The organism is Janthinobacterium sp. C22, from assembly GCF_057919405.1.
Genome location: NZ_CP193659.1, coordinates 2,336,872 through 2,354,660, shown reverse-complemented (window position 1 = coordinate 2,354,660; position 17,789 = coordinate 2,336,872). Strand labels below are relative to the sequence as shown.

The 17,789-nt window shown below is 65.3% G+C and carries 18 protein-coding genes and 1 pseudogene; 8 read left to right on the top strand and 11 right to left on the bottom strand.

All coding sequences use genetic code 11. From position 1 onward, the window contains the following. The first annotated feature begins 348 nt into the window (after positions 1–348). The 6 genes from ACRHIG_RS10880 to ACRHIG_RS10855 all read left to right on the top strand — a co-directional run bounded on the left by ACRHIG_RS10880 (position 349) and on the right by ACRHIG_RS10855 (position 4,872). Positions 349–816, top strand: coding sequence for a universal stress protein (locus ACRHIG_RS10880; protein WP_326457199.1), 468 nt, complete (start codon positions 349–351; stop codon positions 814–816). A gap of 141 nt (positions 817–957) precedes the next feature. Continuing rightward, on the top strand, positions 958–1,602 hold the full coding sequence (locus ACRHIG_RS10875) for a response regulator (protein WP_034750556.1): 645 nt from the start codon (positions 958–960) through the stop codon (positions 1,600–1,602). A gap of 337 nt (positions 1,603–1,939) precedes the next feature. After that, the gene (locus ACRHIG_RS10870) at positions 1,940–2,746 is read left to right on the top strand and encodes a Crp/Fnr family transcriptional regulator (RefSeq protein ID WP_475415638.1); all 807 of its coding nucleotides are present in this window, start codon (positions 1,940–1,942) and stop codon (positions 2,744–2,746) included. Positions 2,747–2,984: 238 nt separating this feature from the next. After that, positions 2,985–3,182, top strand: coding sequence for a hemin uptake protein HemP (hemP, locus tag ACRHIG_RS10865; RefSeq protein ID WP_489630175.1), 198 nt, complete (start codon positions 2,985–2,987; stop codon positions 3,180–3,182). Positions 3,183–3,267: 85 nt separating this feature from the next. Next, complete coding sequence (locus ACRHIG_RS10860) at positions 3,268–3,594, top strand: hypothetical protein (protein WP_489630174.1); 327 nt, start codon at positions 3,268–3,270, stop codon at positions 3,592–3,594. Between the two features lie 48 nt (positions 3,595–3,642). Continuing rightward, on the top strand, positions 3,643–4,872 hold the full coding sequence (locus ACRHIG_RS10855) for a DUF2325 domain-containing protein (RefSeq protein WP_489630173.1): 1,230 nt from the start codon (positions 3,643–3,645) through the stop codon (positions 4,870–4,872). 12 nt (positions 4,873–4,884) lie between these two features. Here ACRHIG_RS10855 and ACRHIG_RS10850 read toward each other — a convergent pair whose 3' ends face one another. The 5 genes from ACRHIG_RS10850 to ACRHIG_RS10830 are packed head-to-tail and all read right to left on the bottom strand — an operon-like array spanning position 4,885 to position 9,410. Then, the gene (locus ACRHIG_RS10850; protein ID WP_489630172.1) at positions 4,885–6,249 is read right to left on the bottom strand and encodes a sulfite reductase subunit alpha; all 1,365 of its coding nucleotides are present in this window, start codon (positions 6,247–6,249) and stop codon (positions 4,885–4,887) included. Between the two features lie 12 nt (positions 6,250–6,261). After that, positions 6,262–7,302, bottom strand: a complete 1,041-nt coding sequence (locus ACRHIG_RS10845) for an FAD:protein FMN transferase (RefSeq protein WP_489630171.1) — start codon at positions 7,300–7,302, stop codon at positions 6,262–6,264. A 26-nt stretch (positions 7,303–7,328) separates the two neighbouring features. Further along, on the bottom strand, positions 7,329–8,153 hold the full coding sequence (locus ACRHIG_RS10840; protein WP_489630170.1) for a DUF4198 domain-containing protein: 825 nt from the start codon (positions 8,151–8,153) through the stop codon (positions 7,329–7,331). A gap of 10 nt (positions 8,154–8,163) precedes the next feature. Continuing rightward, entirely contained in the window at positions 8,164–8,679 is a 516-nt protein-coding gene (locus ACRHIG_RS10835) for a DUF2271 domain-containing protein (protein ID WP_475415591.1), read from the bottom strand. A gap of 32 nt (positions 8,680–8,711) precedes the next feature. Next, positions 8,712–9,410 (bottom strand): PepSY-associated TM helix domain-containing protein, encoded by a 699-nt coding sequence (locus tag ACRHIG_RS10830; RefSeq protein WP_489630790.1) that lies wholly within the window; start codon positions 9,408–9,410, stop codon positions 8,712–8,714. Positions 9,411–9,628: 218 nt separating this feature from the next. Here ACRHIG_RS10830 and ACRHIG_RS10825 point away from each other — a divergent pair, with 218 nt between their 5' ends. Then, positions 9,629–10,126, top strand: a complete 498-nt coding sequence (locus ACRHIG_RS10825; protein ID WP_475415592.1) for a pyridoxamine 5'-phosphate oxidase family protein — start codon at positions 9,629–9,631, stop codon at positions 10,124–10,126. Positions 10,127–10,211: 85 nt separating this feature from the next. After that, entirely contained in the window at positions 10,212–10,811 is a 600-nt protein-coding gene (locus tag ACRHIG_RS10820; RefSeq protein ID WP_489630169.1) for a DUF2239 family protein, read from the top strand. 9 nt (positions 10,812–10,820) lie between these two features. Here ACRHIG_RS10820 and ACRHIG_RS10815 read toward each other — a convergent pair whose 3' ends face one another. The 6 genes and pseudogenes from ACRHIG_RS10815 to ACRHIG_RS10790 all read right to left on the bottom strand — a co-directional run bounded on the left by ACRHIG_RS10815 (position 10,821) and on the right by ACRHIG_RS10790 (position 17,705). Beyond that, positions 10,821–11,087 (bottom strand): hypothetical protein, encoded by a 267-nt coding sequence (locus ACRHIG_RS10815; RefSeq protein ID WP_489630168.1) that lies wholly within the window; start codon positions 11,085–11,087, stop codon positions 10,821–10,823. Positions 11,088–11,309: 222 nt separating this feature from the next. Beyond that, entirely contained in the window at positions 11,310–11,702 is a 393-nt protein-coding gene (locus ACRHIG_RS10810) for a KGG domain-containing protein (RefSeq protein ID WP_489630167.1), read from the bottom strand. 193 nt (positions 11,703–11,895) lie between these two features. Then, on the bottom strand, positions 11,896–12,570 hold the full coding sequence (gene pdeM / locus ACRHIG_RS10805) for a ligase-associated DNA damage response endonuclease PdeM (RefSeq protein WP_489630166.1): 675 nt from the start codon (positions 12,568–12,570) through the stop codon (positions 11,896–11,898). Beyond that, a complete protein-coding gene (locus tag ACRHIG_RS10800; protein ID WP_489630165.1) occupies positions 12,567–15,026 on the bottom strand; it encodes a ligase-associated DNA damage response DEXH box helicase in 2,460 nt (819 codons plus the stop codon). The genes pdeM and ACRHIG_RS10800 overlap by 4 nt, the downstream gene beginning before the upstream one ends. A 7-nt stretch (positions 15,027–15,033) precedes the next feature. Then, positions 15,034–16,672 (bottom strand): annotated as a pseudogene (locus ACRHIG_RS10795) (ATP-dependent DNA ligase). Further along, on the bottom strand, positions 16,665–17,705 hold the full coding sequence (locus tag ACRHIG_RS10790; protein WP_489630164.1) for a ligase-associated DNA damage response exonuclease: 1,041 nt from the start codon (positions 17,703–17,705) through the stop codon (positions 16,665–16,667). Before ACRHIG_RS10790 ends, ACRHIG_RS10795 begins: the two are co-directional and overlap by 8 nt. Positions 17,706–17,789 lie beyond the last annotated feature (84 nt).

Below are 17,789 nucleotides of genomic sequence, written 5' to 3'. Positions count from 1 at the left end.
AGCAGGGCGCCGCCCTGTTGGTAAATCTCAAAACGCGCTTCCTGGTGCAAAGCTGCTGCATAAGAGCTTTTCCACCAGGAAATAACTGTTCCTGCTGTTGTATTTTGAAATACTACCATTGGCGTGCGTGCAAGACCACGCGCCGCACAAGAAATCCTGCCTGCGGGCGCCTGCGCAACAGCGCCGCATCGATATCGTTGCAGCCAAATACGATCTTTCTGCCAATGTTGTCTATACTGAAGGTGCAGTTGTGTTGATAATTATCAAGTCTTTACATGAATACAATGCTGCCGCCGCGTCTACAATAAGAGGCGTTGCGCGCGCCGAGTCACCGCCAAAGGAGCTGCCATGTATAAGAAAATTCTGATCGCCACGGACGGCTCCACCGTCTCCAACTTGACGGCCTGTGCCGGCGTTGCCTTTGCCGAACAGATGCACGCCGACATCCTTGCCTTGTACGTGGCGCCCGAATACCAGTACCCGGTGTACATCGAGATCATTCCGCCAAGCTATCCCAGCGAAGAGGAATACCGCATCGCCATGCGCAAGGCGGGCGCCGACCACTGGCAGCCCATCCTCGACGCCGCCGCCAAGCGGGGCCTGGAAGCGACGGGCTTGACGGCCTTTTCCGACAGCCCGGCCCTGAAAATCGTGGAAGTGGCGCAATTGCAGCATTGCGACCTGATTTTCATGGGCTCGCACGGCCGCAGCGGCTGGGGGCAGTTGCTGCTGGGCAGCGTCACCAATAAAGTGCTGTCGCACTCGAAATTGCCGGTGCTCGTGCATAGGCTGATCAAGGAACCCGCAACGAAATAAACGGTCACATGGCCACGGGGCCGCCGCTGCCGGCACATGAAGTAAAAGGCAAACTTGCGGCCATTTCAGTTAAAATGACAACATTTCTCGTTTCTCAACATATGATTGTCCGGCGACGGACACCCTCCAGATTGCCCGCCTATGATACGTATTGTGATTGCCGACGACCACACCATCATGCGAGAAGGATTGAAGCGCATCCTTGACGGCGCGCCGGACATCGATATCGTGGGTGAGGCCATCGACGGCTTTGAAGTGCTCAACCACGTACGCCAGGGCGGCTTCGACCTGTTGCTGCTCGACCTGTCGATGCCGGGCCGCAGCGGTGTCGACCTGATCCGGCAAATCCGCAGCGAGGCGCCCAAGCTGGCCATCCTGATCCTCACCATGCACGAGGAAGAGCAATATGCGGTGCGCGCCATCCGCGCCGGGGCGCAAGGCTATCTGACCAAGGAAAGCGCGGGTACCCAGCTCGTGGGCGCCATCCACAAGGTGGCGTCGGGGCGCCCCTACATCAGCGCCGAGGTGGCCGAGCAGCTCGTGCTCAACATCATGATGCCGAATGAAAGCTTGCTGCACAAACAGTTGTCGGACCGCGAGTTCGAAGTGTTTTCCCTGCTGGTGGCGGGCAAGTCGATCACGGAAATCGCCAACAACCTGCATCTGAGCGTCAAGACGGTGAGTACGCACAAGACGCGCATCATGCAAAAAATGGGCATGAGTTCGCTGTCGGAAATGGTGCAGTATGCCGTGGCGCACCGCCTGCTCTCCCCCTTCAAGACGTAAGCCCCGCGACGCGCGCCCGCGCGTCCTCTGTAGGAACAATCCTACCCTCCCTACCGTAGCTCTTACTCCCATATTCAGCCACTGCTGATATTAATTGCATACGGTTGTTGGCATACTGAAACCAGTAATCAAGTTGCTGGGAAGTTATTTCATCACACAGCAAGTCGTCAGCGAATTGAGCTTTACCTGCCTGGACGCGCGCCGCCCCTTCACCGCCCGCCGTCCTGCGCACCCTGTTATTCAACTCTGAACTACCTGTCACCAGGAGATGAACATGCTGTCCACGCAAACGCCTGAAACCCGCGCCGCCGCCCCATCGCTGGCCCCCTCCTCTCCGATGGAAGCCGGGCGCCAGCGCCAGGGGCGGCTATGGTCGAACCTGAAGGAGGTGTGCGATCTGCTGCATATCTCCAGCGCCTGCACCATCGCCGCCGACGAACTGCTGTTCCAGCACGTGCAATTCAAGACGGGCCAGCGCGTGCACACCATCGGCCAGCCGTTCGACACCCTGTACATCGTCAATTCGGGCTTCCTGAAAACCGTGCTCATCGACGAATTCGGCAATGAACAGGTACTCAGCTTTCCCATGAAGGGCGACATGCTGGGCGTGGACGGCATCCACTCGCGCCATTACTCCTCGGAAGCGGTAGCCCTGTCCGACTGCGACCTGATCCTGCTGCCGTTCAAGAAGCTGACGGCGCTGGGACGTGTCCACCTGGAACTGGAAAACGTCATGTACGGCGTGATGAGCCGCGAACTGGTGCGCGAACAGGCGATGATCGGCATGCTGGGCGCCCTCAGCGCCGAAGCCCGCGTGGCGCGCTTCCTCGTCTCGCTGGCCGACCGCTTCGCGCAGATGGGCTACTCGAGCAAGCTGTTCAATCTACGCATGACGCGCCATGAAATCGGCAGCTACCTGGGCCTGACCCTGGAAACGGTCAGCCGCACCTTGTCCGCCTTCAATGAAATCGGCCTGATCACGGTTGACCAGCGCACCATCGGCATCAAGGATCCGGACGCCCTGAAAACCCTGCGCCGCCTGCCGCCTTCGCGCTCGCGCGCCAAGCAGCTGGCCGCCGCCAAGCTCAAGGCCGACAGCACCGCGGCCGCCACCGCCTCGGCGCAATTGCTGGCCACCATCTAAGTACGCCCGATTTCTTCCAGCTTGGCACAGGCTTGACCCGGCCGAGGCGCGCACCGCCTTGGCCGGGTCTTTTGCTGCCGCGCCGCGCCCGCGGCCGCCTTTGTGCAGCGCCATCCTCGACGCTGCCATCCCATCGCAAAAAAGCGCGGATTCCGCACAAATAAGCCTTGCTTTTCGGGCCACATTCAACAATAATGCAAATACGAATCATTCTCAACTGAGATAAAGAAAGCCCAACATGCAAAGCTCAAAACCAGCCTTGATCCAGGATGTCGCTACTGCCCACGTCCGTCCTCCCGTCAGCATGGCCCAGCCGGCGCGCCGCATCACCAGCGAAGCGCTGCTGCAGCAGGGCCGCGAAGTGGAAATTGAGCACAGCGGCAAGATCTATCGTCTGCGCGTCACCCAATTGAACAAGCTGATCCTGACTGCCTGAAGCAGCACGGCAGCCAGTCACCACACTCGCCAGCCAGTCGCGCCCCGTGCGCGCAGCCAGCCAAACCACCGCACAGGAGTGTTTGATGGCGAACGACCGACCTTCCCCGATGTTTCCCTCCCCGCAAGGCCAACAGCCTGAATTGCTGCTGTCGGCCGTGCTGCACCTGATGTCGCACTACCATGCGGGCAGTCCCTGCGAGAAACTGGCCGGTGTCATCGAACGCCATCTGCATGTGCTATCGAATTCGCCCGGCCTGGGCCCCGTGCTGCAAGCTACTTGCCAGCAACTGTCGCAGCAATGGGCCGCCCTGGTGGCGCTGCACCGCCCCGCGCCGCCGAAGGCCACCTTGCTCGAGCGCCTGGCGCGCATGCTGCGCACCAGGCCGCCTGCCTCGCCCCTGCCGCAATAATTTCGATTTATCTTCCACCGCCGCCCCACCGCCCAACAGGATACCGCCATGTGTGACAAAGACCAGTCCCTGCCCGTCATCAGCAATTGCGCCCACGCCGGCACGGAAACGGCCGCGCTCGCTTCTCGCCGCCGCCGGCTGTGGGAACTGTCGCATACCTGCCATTGTCCGCTGGTCGGCGTGGGCTTGCCCTTGGGCTATCTGCGCAAGCTGGTGGGCAAGATGACGGGCGGGCGCGTGCTGGCCGACGACTACGAAGTGCACGTGGGCGCCGTGACGGAATGCGGCGCGCGCAACCGCCTGTCCGAGGCGCTGCAAAAGGAACTCGAACGCCGCTACGCCCCCGTGATCCTGCGCTTTCGCGGCGCCAAGACCACGGAACAGGTAGCGCAACTGTGGCGCACGGCCGTCGCCAACGGCGACGTGTCGGGCGCCTTCTGGGCCGGCCTGACCCACCCGCGCTGCGACGCCGAGCTGGAAGAGCAGATGTGCCGCGACTTGCACATGATCCAGCACCAGGCCGGCGCCTGCGTGCGCGCCGACATGGGCAAATTTACGGCCTTGCAGGAAGAAAACACGCGCCTGATGCAGGAACTGGCCAAGCTGCAACAACGCAGCCAGGCCGCGCTGATGGAAAAGACGGGCGAGCTGGAACGCCAGGAAGCCGTGCTGCTGCGCACGCGTGCCGAATCGATCGGCAAGGATAGCGTGATCGACGGCTTGCGCTTTGAGCTGGCGCAATTACAGGCCGCGATTCCCGCGCTGGAATCGCGCACGCGCCTGGTCGAACGCTTGGCGCAAATGGATGAGCGCGAAAAGGAATTGCGCCAGCAAATCGCCGAATTGAAACAGGCCCAGCCGCGCCCGGCCGCCGCCGTGCCGCCACCGGCGCCGAAGCTGGAAGTGCCGACGGGCGGCAAGCTGAAAATGCCGATCCGCCTCGTCGATCAAAGCGTCTTGTGCGTGGGCGGGCGCAGCGGCAACGTCGCCACCTACCGCGCCCTGATCGAGCGCGTGGGCGCGCAGTTCGCCCACCACGACGGCGGCCTGGAAGACAATGCCAACCTGCTCGACTCGAGCCTGGCGGCCGCCGACCTGGTGATATGCCAGACGGGCTGCATCAGCCACAGCGCCTACTGGCGCGTGAAGGATTATTGCAAGCGCACGGGCAAGCGCTGCGTCTTCATTGACAACCCCAGCATCTCCAGCCTGGCGCGCGGCTTGCAGGAAGTGAGCGGCGAGATGGAAGCGGCGCCGCTGGCCGTGCCCCAGCCCTAAACAATTCTTTCTTTAATACACGTCGCGCCGGTAGCGCCCTTCGGCCGCCAGCGCGTCGAGCGCGGGCCGGCCCAGTATCTCCTGCAGGGCCTGGTCGACGCCGCCCGCCATGCCGGCCAGGCTGCCGCAAATATAGATGGCCGCGCCCTGCTCCAGCCACAATTTGACTTCATCGGCATTGCCGCGCAGACGGTCCTGCACGTAGGTGCGCCCGGCCTGGTCGCGCGAAAACGCCAGGTCCAGGCGCGGCAAGTCGCCGCTGGCATGCCAGCCTTCAATCTCTTCGCGGTAATGGAAATCGTGGGCCGCATTGCGCTCGCCAAAGATCAGCCAGTTGCGCCGCTGCCCTGCCAGCACGCGGCTCTTCAGGTGGCCGCGCAAGCCGGCGATGCCGCTGCCGTTGCCGATCAAAATCAATGGCCGCTGGGCATTGTCTTCCAGGCGGAAGCGTTTATGCTGGCGCAAACGCAGCTGCACCACGTCGCCCACCTTGGCCTGCGCCGTGAGCCAGCCCGAGGCCAGGCCCAGGCTGCCGTCGGGATGCGCATGCTGGCGCACCAGCAAGTGCACGCCGCCATCGCGCGGGATCGATGCGATCGAATATTCGCGCGGCTGGGATGGATCGGCGGGCGCCGTCACCTGCACCAGGTCGCCCGACTGCCAGTCGGGAAAGCTGCCGGCCACGGGCGCCAGTTCCACGTGATAGATGGCGCCGCCCGCGCTGCCCGGGTTGAGCAGCTGCCTGTGCGTCAGGCGCCAGTCGCCGAAGGCGGGGGCGCTCCAGTCGGGCGCGTCGCTGGTGCCGGCCAGGTGGCTCAGATGCTGGAACCACTGTTCGATGGCGGCATTCGCGCTGCGGTCCACTTCGATGCGTTCGAACAGGCGCGACGCGCCCTGCCCCGCCAGCCAGGCATCGAGCGCGCGGCCGAAGCCGCAGAACTGGCCATAGCTGCGGTCGCCCAGGGCCAGCACCGCGTAATGCAATTGCGGCAGCGCCAGCTCGCCCGTCATCAGCCGGCCCATGAAGGCGGCCGCATTATCGGGCGCGTCGCCTTCGCCATAGGTACTGACCAGGAACAGGGCCCGTTCCGCTTGTTGCAGATCGACGGCCGTCAGTTCGGCCAGCGCGCACAGGCGCACGGGGATGCCGGCCAGTTGCAGGCTCTGCGCCGTTTGCGTGGCCAGCTCTTCCGCATTGCCCGTCTGGCTCGCATACGCCACCAGCCAGGCGGGACTGTTGGCCAGCGCCGCCTTGGCGGCGTCCGACGCGCGGCGCCTGGCGCGCGCGCGCAGCCAGGGCGCCAGGCACACGCCCGCGTAGCTGAGGGACAGAGCGGCCAGCAGGGCCAGCCGCGTCGTATCGTGCGTAAAAATCATGGAATTAATCGTTCATTCGTCGAGCATGGCCAGCATCTGGCTGCTCAGCGTTTCGTGAAAGCCAGCGCCGTCGCGTTGCAGGAAGCGCGCGGCTAGGCCCTGCTCTTCGGCCAGCGCCATGCCGGCCTCGACACCGAGCACGGTCAGGGCCGTCGACCAGGCGTCGGCCGCCATGCATTGCTCATGCACGACGGTGACGGAAGCGAGTTGATTGGCGATCGGCATGCCGCTGCGGGGATCGATGGTGTGTGAGAAACGCACCGTGCCATCCTGGAAGAAACGCCGGTAGTCGCCCGACGTGGCGACGGACAAGCCGTGCAGCGCCAGCAGCATTTCCGGCGGATGCTGCGCATTATCGGCACCATCGGCGGCGCCATCGACCTGTTCCAGCATGACCCACCACGGCTGGCCGTCGGGCTTGCTGCCGGCGCCGCGCAGCTCGCCGCCCACTTCGACCAGGTAATGGTGAATGCCCTGGCTATCCAGATAGCGCGCCAGGCGGTCCACGCCATAACCCTTGGCGATGGCCGATAGATCGAGCTGCAAGCCGCCAGGCTGGCGGACGCGGCGGGCCGGCAAGTCCAGCTCCAGGCGGCGGCGCTGGCGCTGCGACAGCAGCAGGGCCACCGTGTCATCCTTCGGCGGCAGGAAGCCGGGCTCATCGTAGCGATTGCGGGGGCCAAAGCCCCACAGGTTGACGAGGGCGCCCGCGCACGGGTCGTACGCGCCGCCGGACGCCTGCGACACATGCATGGCAAAGCCCAGCACCTCGCAAAAGGCGGCGGGCAGGCTGTGCCAGCTGCCGGGCTCGGCCCGGTTGAAGCGGCCCAGGTCGGACTCCTCGCTCCAGTGGCTCATTTGCGCCACGACCAGGTCCAGCTGTTGCTGCAAGCCCTGCTGCAAATCGGCGCTGCCAGCGCGTCCCGGCATGGCGGACTCGAGCAGGCGCACCGACCAGCTGGTGCCCATGGACAGGCCGCGCAAGTCCCGGATCGCGGCGCCGGGCGGCGCGGCCTGATCGGAAATATGCTGCGGCAGCAGGACCCGGCGCATCGGCGCTCTCGTGACGATGCCGCCGCTTACTGCGGCAGCACTTCCACGGTGGCCGCGTACGTCATGCGGCGCTCGGGCATGGCTGGCGGCTGGCCGGCCACGGCAGGGGCGGCCGCCGGCCAGGTGCTGCTCAGGTAATACATGCCGGCCGCCGGCACGGTGAACGTGATCTCGCCCTTGGCATCGGTGCTCTGGCGGATTTCCCCCAGCACGCCACGGTAGCGCACGCCGCCCGGCACCAGGCTGAAGGCCTGGTTCGCCGCCGGCTTGCCGTCGACCAGGAAGCGCCACGTGGCTTTTTCGCCCGCGCGCAAGTCGTTCGGATGGGTCACCGGCACGAATTCCAGGCCCACGCCCGTCGGCTTGAATACTTCCGTGCTGGTTTCGCCATTGCTGAAGAAGGTTTCCAGACGGCTGGCCGTGCGCGTGATTTTCAACTCTTGCGCGTCGGCCGGCACGTCCTTCTTGAACGTCTCTTCGTTGCCGCGGAAACGCTTTTGCTCGCCGTTGAGCTTGTAGCTGGCCATGACGTTCTGCGACACGATGGCCGCCTTGTACGTGCCAGGCTTTTCCATCTTGACGTCGAAGACGCTGCGCAGCCGGCCCGTGACGGTGTTCGCGGGCGCCACTTTCGCGCCATCCGGACCCGTCACTTGCAGCGCATCCAGGCGCAGCGGCTGGTGGTCGATCTCGAACAGGCCATCGGAGACGGCGGCGTCCACCGTCACCCAGGCGTCCTTGCTTTCCACCATCGTGCTCGACGGCACCATCCAGCCGCGGTGGGCGTGGGCGTTCATGGCCAGGCCGGCCAGGGCCAGGGCGATCAGGGATTTGTTGTAGCGATTGAACATGATGTGCGCCTTATGGCTTGAGTTGGACGACGACATTACCGAGTTCTTCCTTGCCTTTGGCAGGCACGGACTGGGCCGATTTCAGCGGCCACTGGAACGGCACGCGCACCAGTTCGCGTCCGCCCGCTTCGCGCGCCGCTTCCACCACCACCTGGTATTCGCCGGCCGGCAGCTTGTCGAGCAAGGCCTTGGCGCCGGGGAAGGTCAAGGTATGTTCGCCCGGGGCGCGCGTGGCGCCGCTGACGCCGTCCACCGGCATGGCCAGGTCGCGGCCGCTCTTGCGCCACCATTGGCGCATGTCCTTCAGCCATTTTTCGCCGGCCTTGTCCTTCTTTTTCACGTCATACAGCACGGCCAGGTTGCCGACGACCTTTTGATCGGCCGTTTCCAGCCATGCCGCCACGTAGGGACGATGGTATTCCGCCACGTTCAATTGCGGGATTTCAAGCTTCAGGGCCAGGTCGGCCGCCATCGCCGACGTACCGATCAGGGGAAGGCCAAGCGCCAGGGAGTAGCGTAATTTCATGGTGTGCCTGTAAAAAGGAAAAATAAAAACGATCAGTGGATAAACAGCAAGGCGATCGCGCAAGGTATCAAGATGCCGAGGCCAACCATCGGCCAGGTAAATGGCCGGTTGGCCGCGTGGAACTTCAAAATCAATAGCCCCGTCAGGCAAAACACGATGCAGGCGCCGGCAAAGATGTCGATGAACCAGTTCCAGGCCACGCCCGTGTTGCGGCCCTTGTGCACGTCGTTGAGCCAGGACACCCAGCCCCGGTCCGTCAATTCATATTCGGCGGCGCCGTCTTCCAGGCCGATGCGCACCCAGGCGTCGCCGCCTGCCTTGGGCAACGGCAGGTAGACTTCGTCGGCGCTCCATTCGGCGGCACGCCCGCCCGCGTTGAGCGACCACTGCCGCTTGAGCCAGGCTTCGGCGGCGGCCGGCATGGGCGCATTGGCGCCGTCGTACCGGGCGGCGTAGGCGGCCAGTTCCGTGAGCAAAGGGGCCGGCAGGGTCGCCTGCTGGCGCGTGATCGACGGTTTCGACTCGATCTGGCTGGCGTGGTTCAGGGTGATGCCCGTGATGGCGAACAAAAACATGCCCAGCAAACAAAGTGCCGAACTGATCCAGTGCCATTGATGCAGATTCTTCAGCCACACGGCGCGGCGGGCATTGTTCCTGGCCTTGTCGGCGGCGCCCGCATTACTCATGGCCCGCTCCCGGCGAGAGGCGAGCCAGGTGGCGCGACAAGTCAGTGTGCTTCATTCCCATCCTTCAATCCAAGTGCCTGCTGATATTTTCAAACAAATGATAATGATTATCATTTATTAAGTCAATACATGGGAGGCACTGCCAGGCCAGCGTTTTGTAACAGCGTTGAAACAAAGCTCCCCTGCTACGTAAGCTGCCGTACAGAGCCGCATGCAGCAAGCACCTATGCTGGTTGTTCAGGACAACCAACAAGGGAGCACCCATGCAATCGTATTCCAGCGAACAACTGGCCAGCATCGCAGCCAGGATCAAGGACGTCAAATTCGGCATGCTGACCACCAGCGACGACATGCGCACCCTCACCAGCCGGCCGTTGACGCAGCAGCAGGTCGACAGCGAGGGGCAGATCTGGTTCTTTGTTTCCGACGAGGCCAGCTATACGCGCGACTTGCTGAACAATCCGCAAGTCAACGTCAGCTTTGTCGACACGGGCGACAGCCTGTATGTATCCGTCTGCGGCCACGCGCAGCTGCTGAAGGACCGCGCCAAGGCGGAGGAATTGTGGAATCCGCTGGTGAAAGCCTGGTTCCCGGGCGGACTCGACGATCCGAAGCTGTCGCTGATCAAGGTGACGATCCAGTCGGCCGAGTACTGGGATAGCAGCGCCAGCAAGATGATGCAATTCTATGAAATGGCCAAGGCCGCCATCACGGGCGAACCGCCGAAGGACATGGGCGAACACGGCCGGGTCGACCTGTAGCACGCCCCCTATTTTACCCGGGTGTTATTGACTTTTAATTTTACCCGGGTAAAATTTGCCGCATACGGACTCATTGGAGCAAGCCATGCACACCCCCACCCAACTGACGGCCTTTGCCGGGCCACACAAAGTGGCCGCCGGCACATTGCATGCCGTGGCACAAACACTGAAGGAACTGGTGACGCGCGATCCCGATGCGCAGATCCTGATCTTCGACGATGCCAGCGGCAGCCAGGTGGACCTGAACCTGCACGGCAGCCTGGCCGACGTGCTGCAGCGCCTGCCTCGCGTACCGCCCTCCCAGGACGACGACGCGCCCCCGGCCATACGCACGGCAGGCCGGCCGAAGCTGGGCGTGGTGGCGCGCGAAATCACCTTGCTGCCCCGTCACTGGGAATGGCTGGCGACGCAGCCGGGCGGCGCTTCCGTGGCCTTGCGCAAGCTGGTGGAGCAGGCGCAGCGCGGCAACAAGGCGCACGATGAACAGCGCCAGGCGCGCGAAGCGGCGTATAAAGTCATGAGTGCGCTGGCCGGCGATGCGCCCGGCTTCGAGGAAGCCAGCCGCGCCCTGTTCGCCGGCAAGCAGCCAGCGTTCCTGGCGTGCGTGCCGGCATGGCCAGCCGACGTGCGCGAACACGTCTTGCAGCTGGCCCAGCGCGGGTGGTCCGGGAGTGAAGAAAGTTAGGCGGCCAGCTCAGACGCCCGTACTGCCCGTGGTGTCGGGCGCATCGTCGGCGCTCTGCCGGCTCTGCCCGGCGGAGCCGGACTGGTGATGGGGCAAGCGGTCGGCGCGCCGCACTTCGCCGATGGAAAACAGATCGTCGCCGATATCGAGCCCCTGCTCGCTATCGACCAGCACAAAGTTCTCGCCCGACTCGGCCGTACTTTGCTTGTTGCCCGCCGTGGACGGCGTGCCGCCCTGGCTGTTGCCGGCTTGCGGCGTGGTGGAGTTGCCCATCATTCTTCTCCCTGATCGTGAGTGCGTGAGTGCGATTTGACTGCGTTGACTGCGCGTGGGCCGTGGCCGGCGCAGCTATTTCATCATAGTCCATGCCTGCTGCATTGCATCAAAATTTTGCGCTGGCCGGCGGTAGCTGGCGGTAGCCGAATAAGCATGGCGTGGCCCTGGCCAGCGGCGTGCCTGCTTCCCGCTGGCCAGGGCGACTTGCGGCTTGCTACTCAGCTACTTGTTGCGCGACCCGGAGCTGGAACCGGAACCGCCGCTTTGCTTGTTGCCACTGTCGCGGTTGCCCTCCTGGTTCATGCTGGCATTGTCGCGCGAAGCGCCGGAGCTGGCGGCGCTTTGCCGGTTCGCATCGTTCTTGTGGCTTTGGCTGCCTGCGCGGCGTGCCTCTTCCGACGTGAACTCATGCGCCGTGCCCTTTTCATGCGCGGCACGTCCGCCTTCGCTGGCGATTTCGCGCTGCTGGGCGGGATCCATGGAAGCGAAACCCCGTTTGCTGGTATCGCTTTGCTTGCTGCCGCTGCTGGCGGTGCCGCTGCTGGCGGTGCCGCTGCTGGCGGTGCCGCTGCTGGCTTTACTACCTTGCTGTTTATTGTCGCTCGATGTGGCCATGATGATCTCCTTGATCCATAGAATCGAAAACAGTGCAAACCATGCAATTCTTCCCCCTCGCATGGCAAGGGAACAGTCATCTTAGTGCGCGCATGGGGCGCAAGAAATAGGAGGATGGCAAGAGCGCATGTAGGATGAGTCCCGCCCACGGTGGCGCAGTCACTTTCAGTTTTCCACCAAAAGTATCTGACACTCAGCAGTTGGCGGGCAGCGGAAAAATCGCCGCGTCCGCCGTCACGTAGACGCGCTCGCCAGCGGCTGGCCGCACCGCATGGCCGCCCGTAAAGGCCCCAAACGAGGGCAGGATGGCGCGCTGCCCGCCCAGCAGGAAACACGGCAGGCGCAGGCCTCCACGCTCTGCGCGCAAGTGAAACACGGGATGCACGTGGCCCGCCAGCACATAGCCGGGCGCCACGGTGTCCGGGTGATGGCAGAACGACAGCTTGCCCACCTCGTGCGGTTCATCGACCATGCGGATGCCCAGCGCGGCGGCCGGATCGCCCGCATGCGCGTCGTGGTTGCCGCGCACCACCGTCAGGCGCACGTCGGGATGGCGCATGCGCCAGGCCAGCATGGCCGCCACCGTGGCGGCCGCATGGGCGGCGCGCGCATGCAGAAAATCGCCGAGAAAGACGATTTCCTCGCAGGCGTAGCTGGCCAGCAAGGCGTCGAGCGCCAGCAGGTTTTGCGTGGTGGTGCCGCGCGGCACGGGCACGCCCAGCGCGCGGAACGCGGCCGCCTTGCCGAAATGGATGTCGGCGATGATCAGCATCCTGCGCGCCGGCCAGTACACGGCCTTGTGCGCCAGCAGCCAGACCAGCTCGCCAGCCAGTTCCACCGCGCAGTGCGCTTGCTCCTGTCCCGTCATGCGGCCGCCTTTTCCAGCGCCAGCACCAGCCGCGCCACCCGGTCCGACAGTTTTTCCGTCGTCAGCTGTTCGCGGAAGCGCTCGACCATCAGGCCGAAGGCAAATGGCGAGGCGCGCTCCAGCGCTTGCAGACTGAGGCTGCGTCCATGCAGTTCGCGCAAGGTGGCGCGCAGGCGCGTCAGTTCCAGTTCCTGCTCCAGCACTTCGCGCTGCGCCTGCGTGAGCAGCAAATTGGCCGCGTCGTGCTTGCGGAACACTTCAAAGAACAGCGAGGACGACGCCTGCAGCTGGCGCGCGCTTTTCGGCTGGCCCGGATAACCCTGGAACACGAGGCCGGCGATGCGGGCGATCTCGCGGAAGCGCCGCTGCGACAGTTCCGTCGCGTTCAGGCTGGCCAGCACGTCTTCCAGCAGGTTGTCCGTGCTGAACAGGGGAAGATCGGCGCCGCTGGCGGCCGTCAACAGCGGGGCGAAATCGATATCGTCCGCGCCCAGCAATTCAAAGCCGTAATCGTTGACGGCGATCGACAAGGTGGCCGGCTGCACGCGCGCGATGCGGTAAGCCAGCAGGGACGCCAGGCCCAGATGCACGGAGCGGCCCGCGAACGGATACACGAACAGGTGATGGCCTTCGCGGCTGGACAAGGTTTCCAGCAAGAGGCTGGCGCGCGTGGGCAGGCACGACCATTTCTGCTGGATGGCCAGCAGGGGCGCCAGCGCGCGCATTTCCGGCCCGCTGGCCTTGCCCTCCTGCGCCAGCTGCAACTGGTCCAGCACGGCGTGCGCCAGTTCCGACGACAGCGGCATCTTGCCGCCCTGCCAGCGCGGCACGGCGCCCCGGCTTCCCGTAGCGCGCCGCACGTAGGCCGTCATCTCGTGCACGCGCACGAATTCCAGGATGCGCCCGCCAAACAGAAAATGGTCGCCCTGCTTCAGGCGCGCGATGAACGATTCCTCGATGCTGCCGATCCGTCCCCCGGCGAGGAATTTGACCTGGATCGCCGCTTCCGAGACGATGGTGCCGATGCTCATGCGGTGGCGCCGCGCCAGCGCCACGTCCGGCACGCGGTAGATGCCTGCATCGTCCGGCAGCACTCTGCGGTATTCCGGGTACACGGTCAGGCTTTGCCCGCCGCGCGCGACGAAATCGAGCGCCCATTGCCACTCGTCGGACGTCAGGTGGCGATACGACCAGGCAGCGCGCACTTCCGCGTACAGCGCCGGCGAATCGAAGCCGCCGCCCAGCGCGATCGTCACCAGGTGCTGCACCAGCACGTCGAGCGGCTTGTCCGGCACGGGCCGCGCTTCCAGGTGGCCCTGCGCCAGGGCGGCGCGGGCGGCCGCCGCTTCCAGCAATTCCAGGCTGTTGGTGGGCACCAGGGTGACGCGCGAAATGCGCCCCGGCGCGTGGCCGCTGCGCCCCGCCCGCTGCACCAGGCGCGCGATGCCTTTCGCGCTGCCCACCTGCAGCACCCGCTCGACGGGCAGGAAATCGACGCCCAGGTCCAGGCTGGATGTGCACACGACGGCTTTCAGCTCGCCCGTCTTCAGGTGCTGCTCGACCCACTCGCGCACTGCGCGGTCCAGCGAACCGTGGTGCAGGGCGATCAGGCCCGCCCAGTCGGGGCGCGCATCGAGCAGGTGCTGGTACCACAGCTCGGCCTGCGAACGCGTGTTGGTGAACACCAGGGTGGTGGCGCTGCCCTCGATCTCGGCGATCAGCGGCTGCAGCATCTGGATGCCCAAATGCCCGCCCCAGGGAAAGCGCGTGGGGTTCACGGGAATCAAACTGTCGACGAGGATGCGCTTCTTGATTTTGCCTTCGACCAACACGCCATCGCTTTGCTCTCCCAGCAAGACGTCCTGCGCCTGGCGCAGATTGCCCAGGGTGGCCGACAGGCCCCACGTCATCAAAGTTGCATTCCAGCGGCGCAGGCGGGCCAGCGCCAGCTGCACCTGCACGCCGCGCTTGCTGCCCATCAATTCATGCCACTCGTCGACGATCACCGTTTCCAGCAGGCTGAAGCGTTCCTGCGCGTCCGCCTGGCTCAGCATCAGGGACAGGCTTTCCGGCGTCGTGACGAGCACCTCGGGCCACGCTTTCGCCTGCCGCGCCCGCTGCGCGGCGCTGGTATCTCCCGTGCGCGCCTCGACGCGCCAGCCGGGCGCCAGCGTTTCGCCGGACGCCTGCAGCGCGCGCACGGTGTCGGCCGCCAGCGCCCGCATGGGCGTGATCCACAGCACGCGCAAGCCCTGCTTCCTGCCCTTGCGTTGTAGCCGCTCGGCGCGCAGCAAGGCGCCGAACCAGACGGCATACGTCTTGCCGGACCCCGTGCTCGCATGCAGCAGGCCGGACTGGCCCTGTGCGCCAGCCCGCCAGACGGCGCGCTGGAAGGGAAAGACCGTCCAGCCGCGCCCCGCGAACCACGCATCGATGCGCTGCGCCAGCGTGCTCATCGCCTGCTCATGCGGCGGTCGCCAGCATGGCCTTCAGGGTGGCCAGGGTATCGGCGTCGGCGACTGTCTTGTCTTGTCGGCGGCGCAGGATGCGGGGAAAGCGCACGGCGATGCCTGCCTTGTGGCGGCTGGACGCGGCGATGCCCTCGAAGCCGATCTCGAACACCATCGTCGGCTGCACGCTGCGCACGGGGCCGAATTTTTCTATCGTCGTCTTGCGGATGGCCGCGTCGACCTGCGCGATCTCCGCATCCGTCAAGCCCGAATACGCCTTGGCGAACGGCACCAGCTTGCGCTCCCCCGCTCGCCCTCCTCCACTTCATCCCACACGGCGAACGTGTAGTCCGTGTACAGCGACGCGCGCCGGCCGTGGCCCGCCTGGGCGTAGATCAGCACGGCGTCGATGACATACGGATCGATCTTCCACTTCCACCACGTGCCCACGTCTTTCGTGCGGCCCACGCCATATGCGGCCGACACGGCCTTGAGCATCAAGCCTTCCACGCCGCGCGCGCGCGATTCCTCGCGGATGGCGGCCAGGGCGTCCCAGCTTGCCGCGTCAACACGCGGCGACAGGCGCAGCGCGGGAGAGCGCACGCCGGCCACCACGCTTTCCAGCAGCGCGCGCCGTTCCAGCTGGGGCAGCTGGCGCACGTCCACGCCATCGAGTTCCAGCACATCGTAGGCCACCAGCACGGCGGGCAGCTCGGCCAGCAGTTTGGACGAGACCGTCTTGCGGCCCATCCGTTGCTGCAAATCGGCAAATGGCGCCGGCACGTCGCCCGGCTGCCAGATGAGGATTTCGCCATCGAGCACGGTACCCTCGGGCAAGGCCAGCTGCGCCAGTTCGGGAAAGCGCTCCGTGATCAATTCCTCGCCGCGCGACCACAGCCAGTTCACGCCATCGCGGCGCAGCAGCTGGGCGCGCATGCCGTCGTATTTCCACTCGGCCAGCCAGCCGCCGACGTCGCCCAAGGTTTCCGGCGCCGCCTGCAAGGGGTGCGCGAGGAAAACGGATACGGCTGGCCGCCGCGCAGCGCATGTTCGCCCTCCGACTGCGCGGCGATCAGTTTCAAGAATCCCGCGCCCGTGGGGCTGACCTTGCCATCGGTCCAGCCCATCAGGCGCTGGGCGATCAGCTTGCTGTCGACGGCGGCGATGGAGGCCAGCGCGCGCGTCACCAGCAGTTTCGACACGCCCACGCGAAAGCCGCCGCCGATCAGCTTGATCAACAGAAAGCGTTCGCGCGTTTCCAGCTCGTCCCAGTACGCCAGCAGGGCGGCGCGGATGGCGTCGGGCGCCGCGCCGCGCAACGGTGCGATGCGCTGCTCGACCCACTCGGCCAGGCCGACGTCGCTGCGTTTTGCGGGCGCGGGCAGGATCAGGGCGATGGTTTCGGCCAGGTCGCCCACGGCGTGATAGGCCTCGTCAAACAGCCAGGCATCGAGGCCCGCCCGTTCGGTCGCGTACTCGCGCAGCAATTTGGTGGGCACGGCCTGGCGCGGCTTGCCGCCGGCCAGGAAATACACGGCCCAGGCCGCGTTCTCGGGCGAGGCGCCGCGAAAATAGGCCTGCAGCGCCGCCAGCTTGCGGCTGGTGGAGGTCGTTTCGTCGACTTCCGCGTACAGCCGGGCAAAGTCACGCATGGCTGACGTCCTCCGCCGCCGTGGGCGCACCAGGCGCACCGTCATCGGCCTCGTCGTCGCCGTATTCCGTCTCGAAACCGCCCGCCTGCCAGCCGTTCTGCTGGAGCCAGCGCACCATCACGGGGATCGAGCCATGCGTGACGATGATGCGTTCGGCCTGCGTGGCCGTGATCGCCTGCATCAGGCCGGGCCAGTCGGCATGGTCGGACAGGACAAAACCCCGGTCCACGCCACGCCGCCGGCGCGCGCCGCGCAGCAGCATCCAGCCGCTGGCAAACGCATCGCTGTAGTCGCCGAAACGCTTCATCCACGGCGAACCGGCAGCCGACGGGGGCGCGATCACCAGCGCCGTTTTCAATGCGGCCTTGTCCGTCACCTCGCCCACCATCACGGTGGCGGGCAAGGCCACGCCCGATTCGCGGTAGACCTGCGTCAGGGCTTGCGCCGCGCCATGGCAGATGAGGGGGCCGATGCTGGCGTCGAGGCCGGCCAGGATGCGCTGCGCCTTGCCGAAGGCATAGCAGAACAGCACGCTGGTGCGCCCTTCGGCCGCATTCCTGCGCCACCACTGATTGATGTCGTCGTAGATTTCCTGCGGCGCCTGCCAGCGGTAGATGGGCAGGCCGAAGGTCGACTCCGTGATGAAGGTGTCGCAGCGCACGGGGTCGAATGGCGCGCAGGTGGGGTCGGGCTGCAGCTTGTAGTCGCCGGATGCCACCCACACTTCGCCGCCGTGCGCCATGCGCACCTGGGCCGAGCCGAGCACGTGGCCGGCCGGATGCAGCGAGACCTGCACGCCGTGGTGTTCGATGGTGTCGCCATACGCGAGGCCCTGGATGGACACGGGGCCCAGGCGGGCGCGCAGCACTTGCTCGCCGGGAGCGGCGCACAGATAATGCCGGTGCCCGACGCGCGCATGGTCGGCGTGCGCATGCGTGATGATGGCGCGCTCGACGGGGCGCCACGGGTCGATGTAGAACTGACCCGGCACACAGTACAAGCCTTCCTTGCGCACCACCACCATGTCCGCCATGCCCTGCTCCTACGTTAACACGCGTTGGAATGGGCTGATTCTAGCGCTCTTGCGCCAGATCATCTGTCAGACAGCGCACACTGG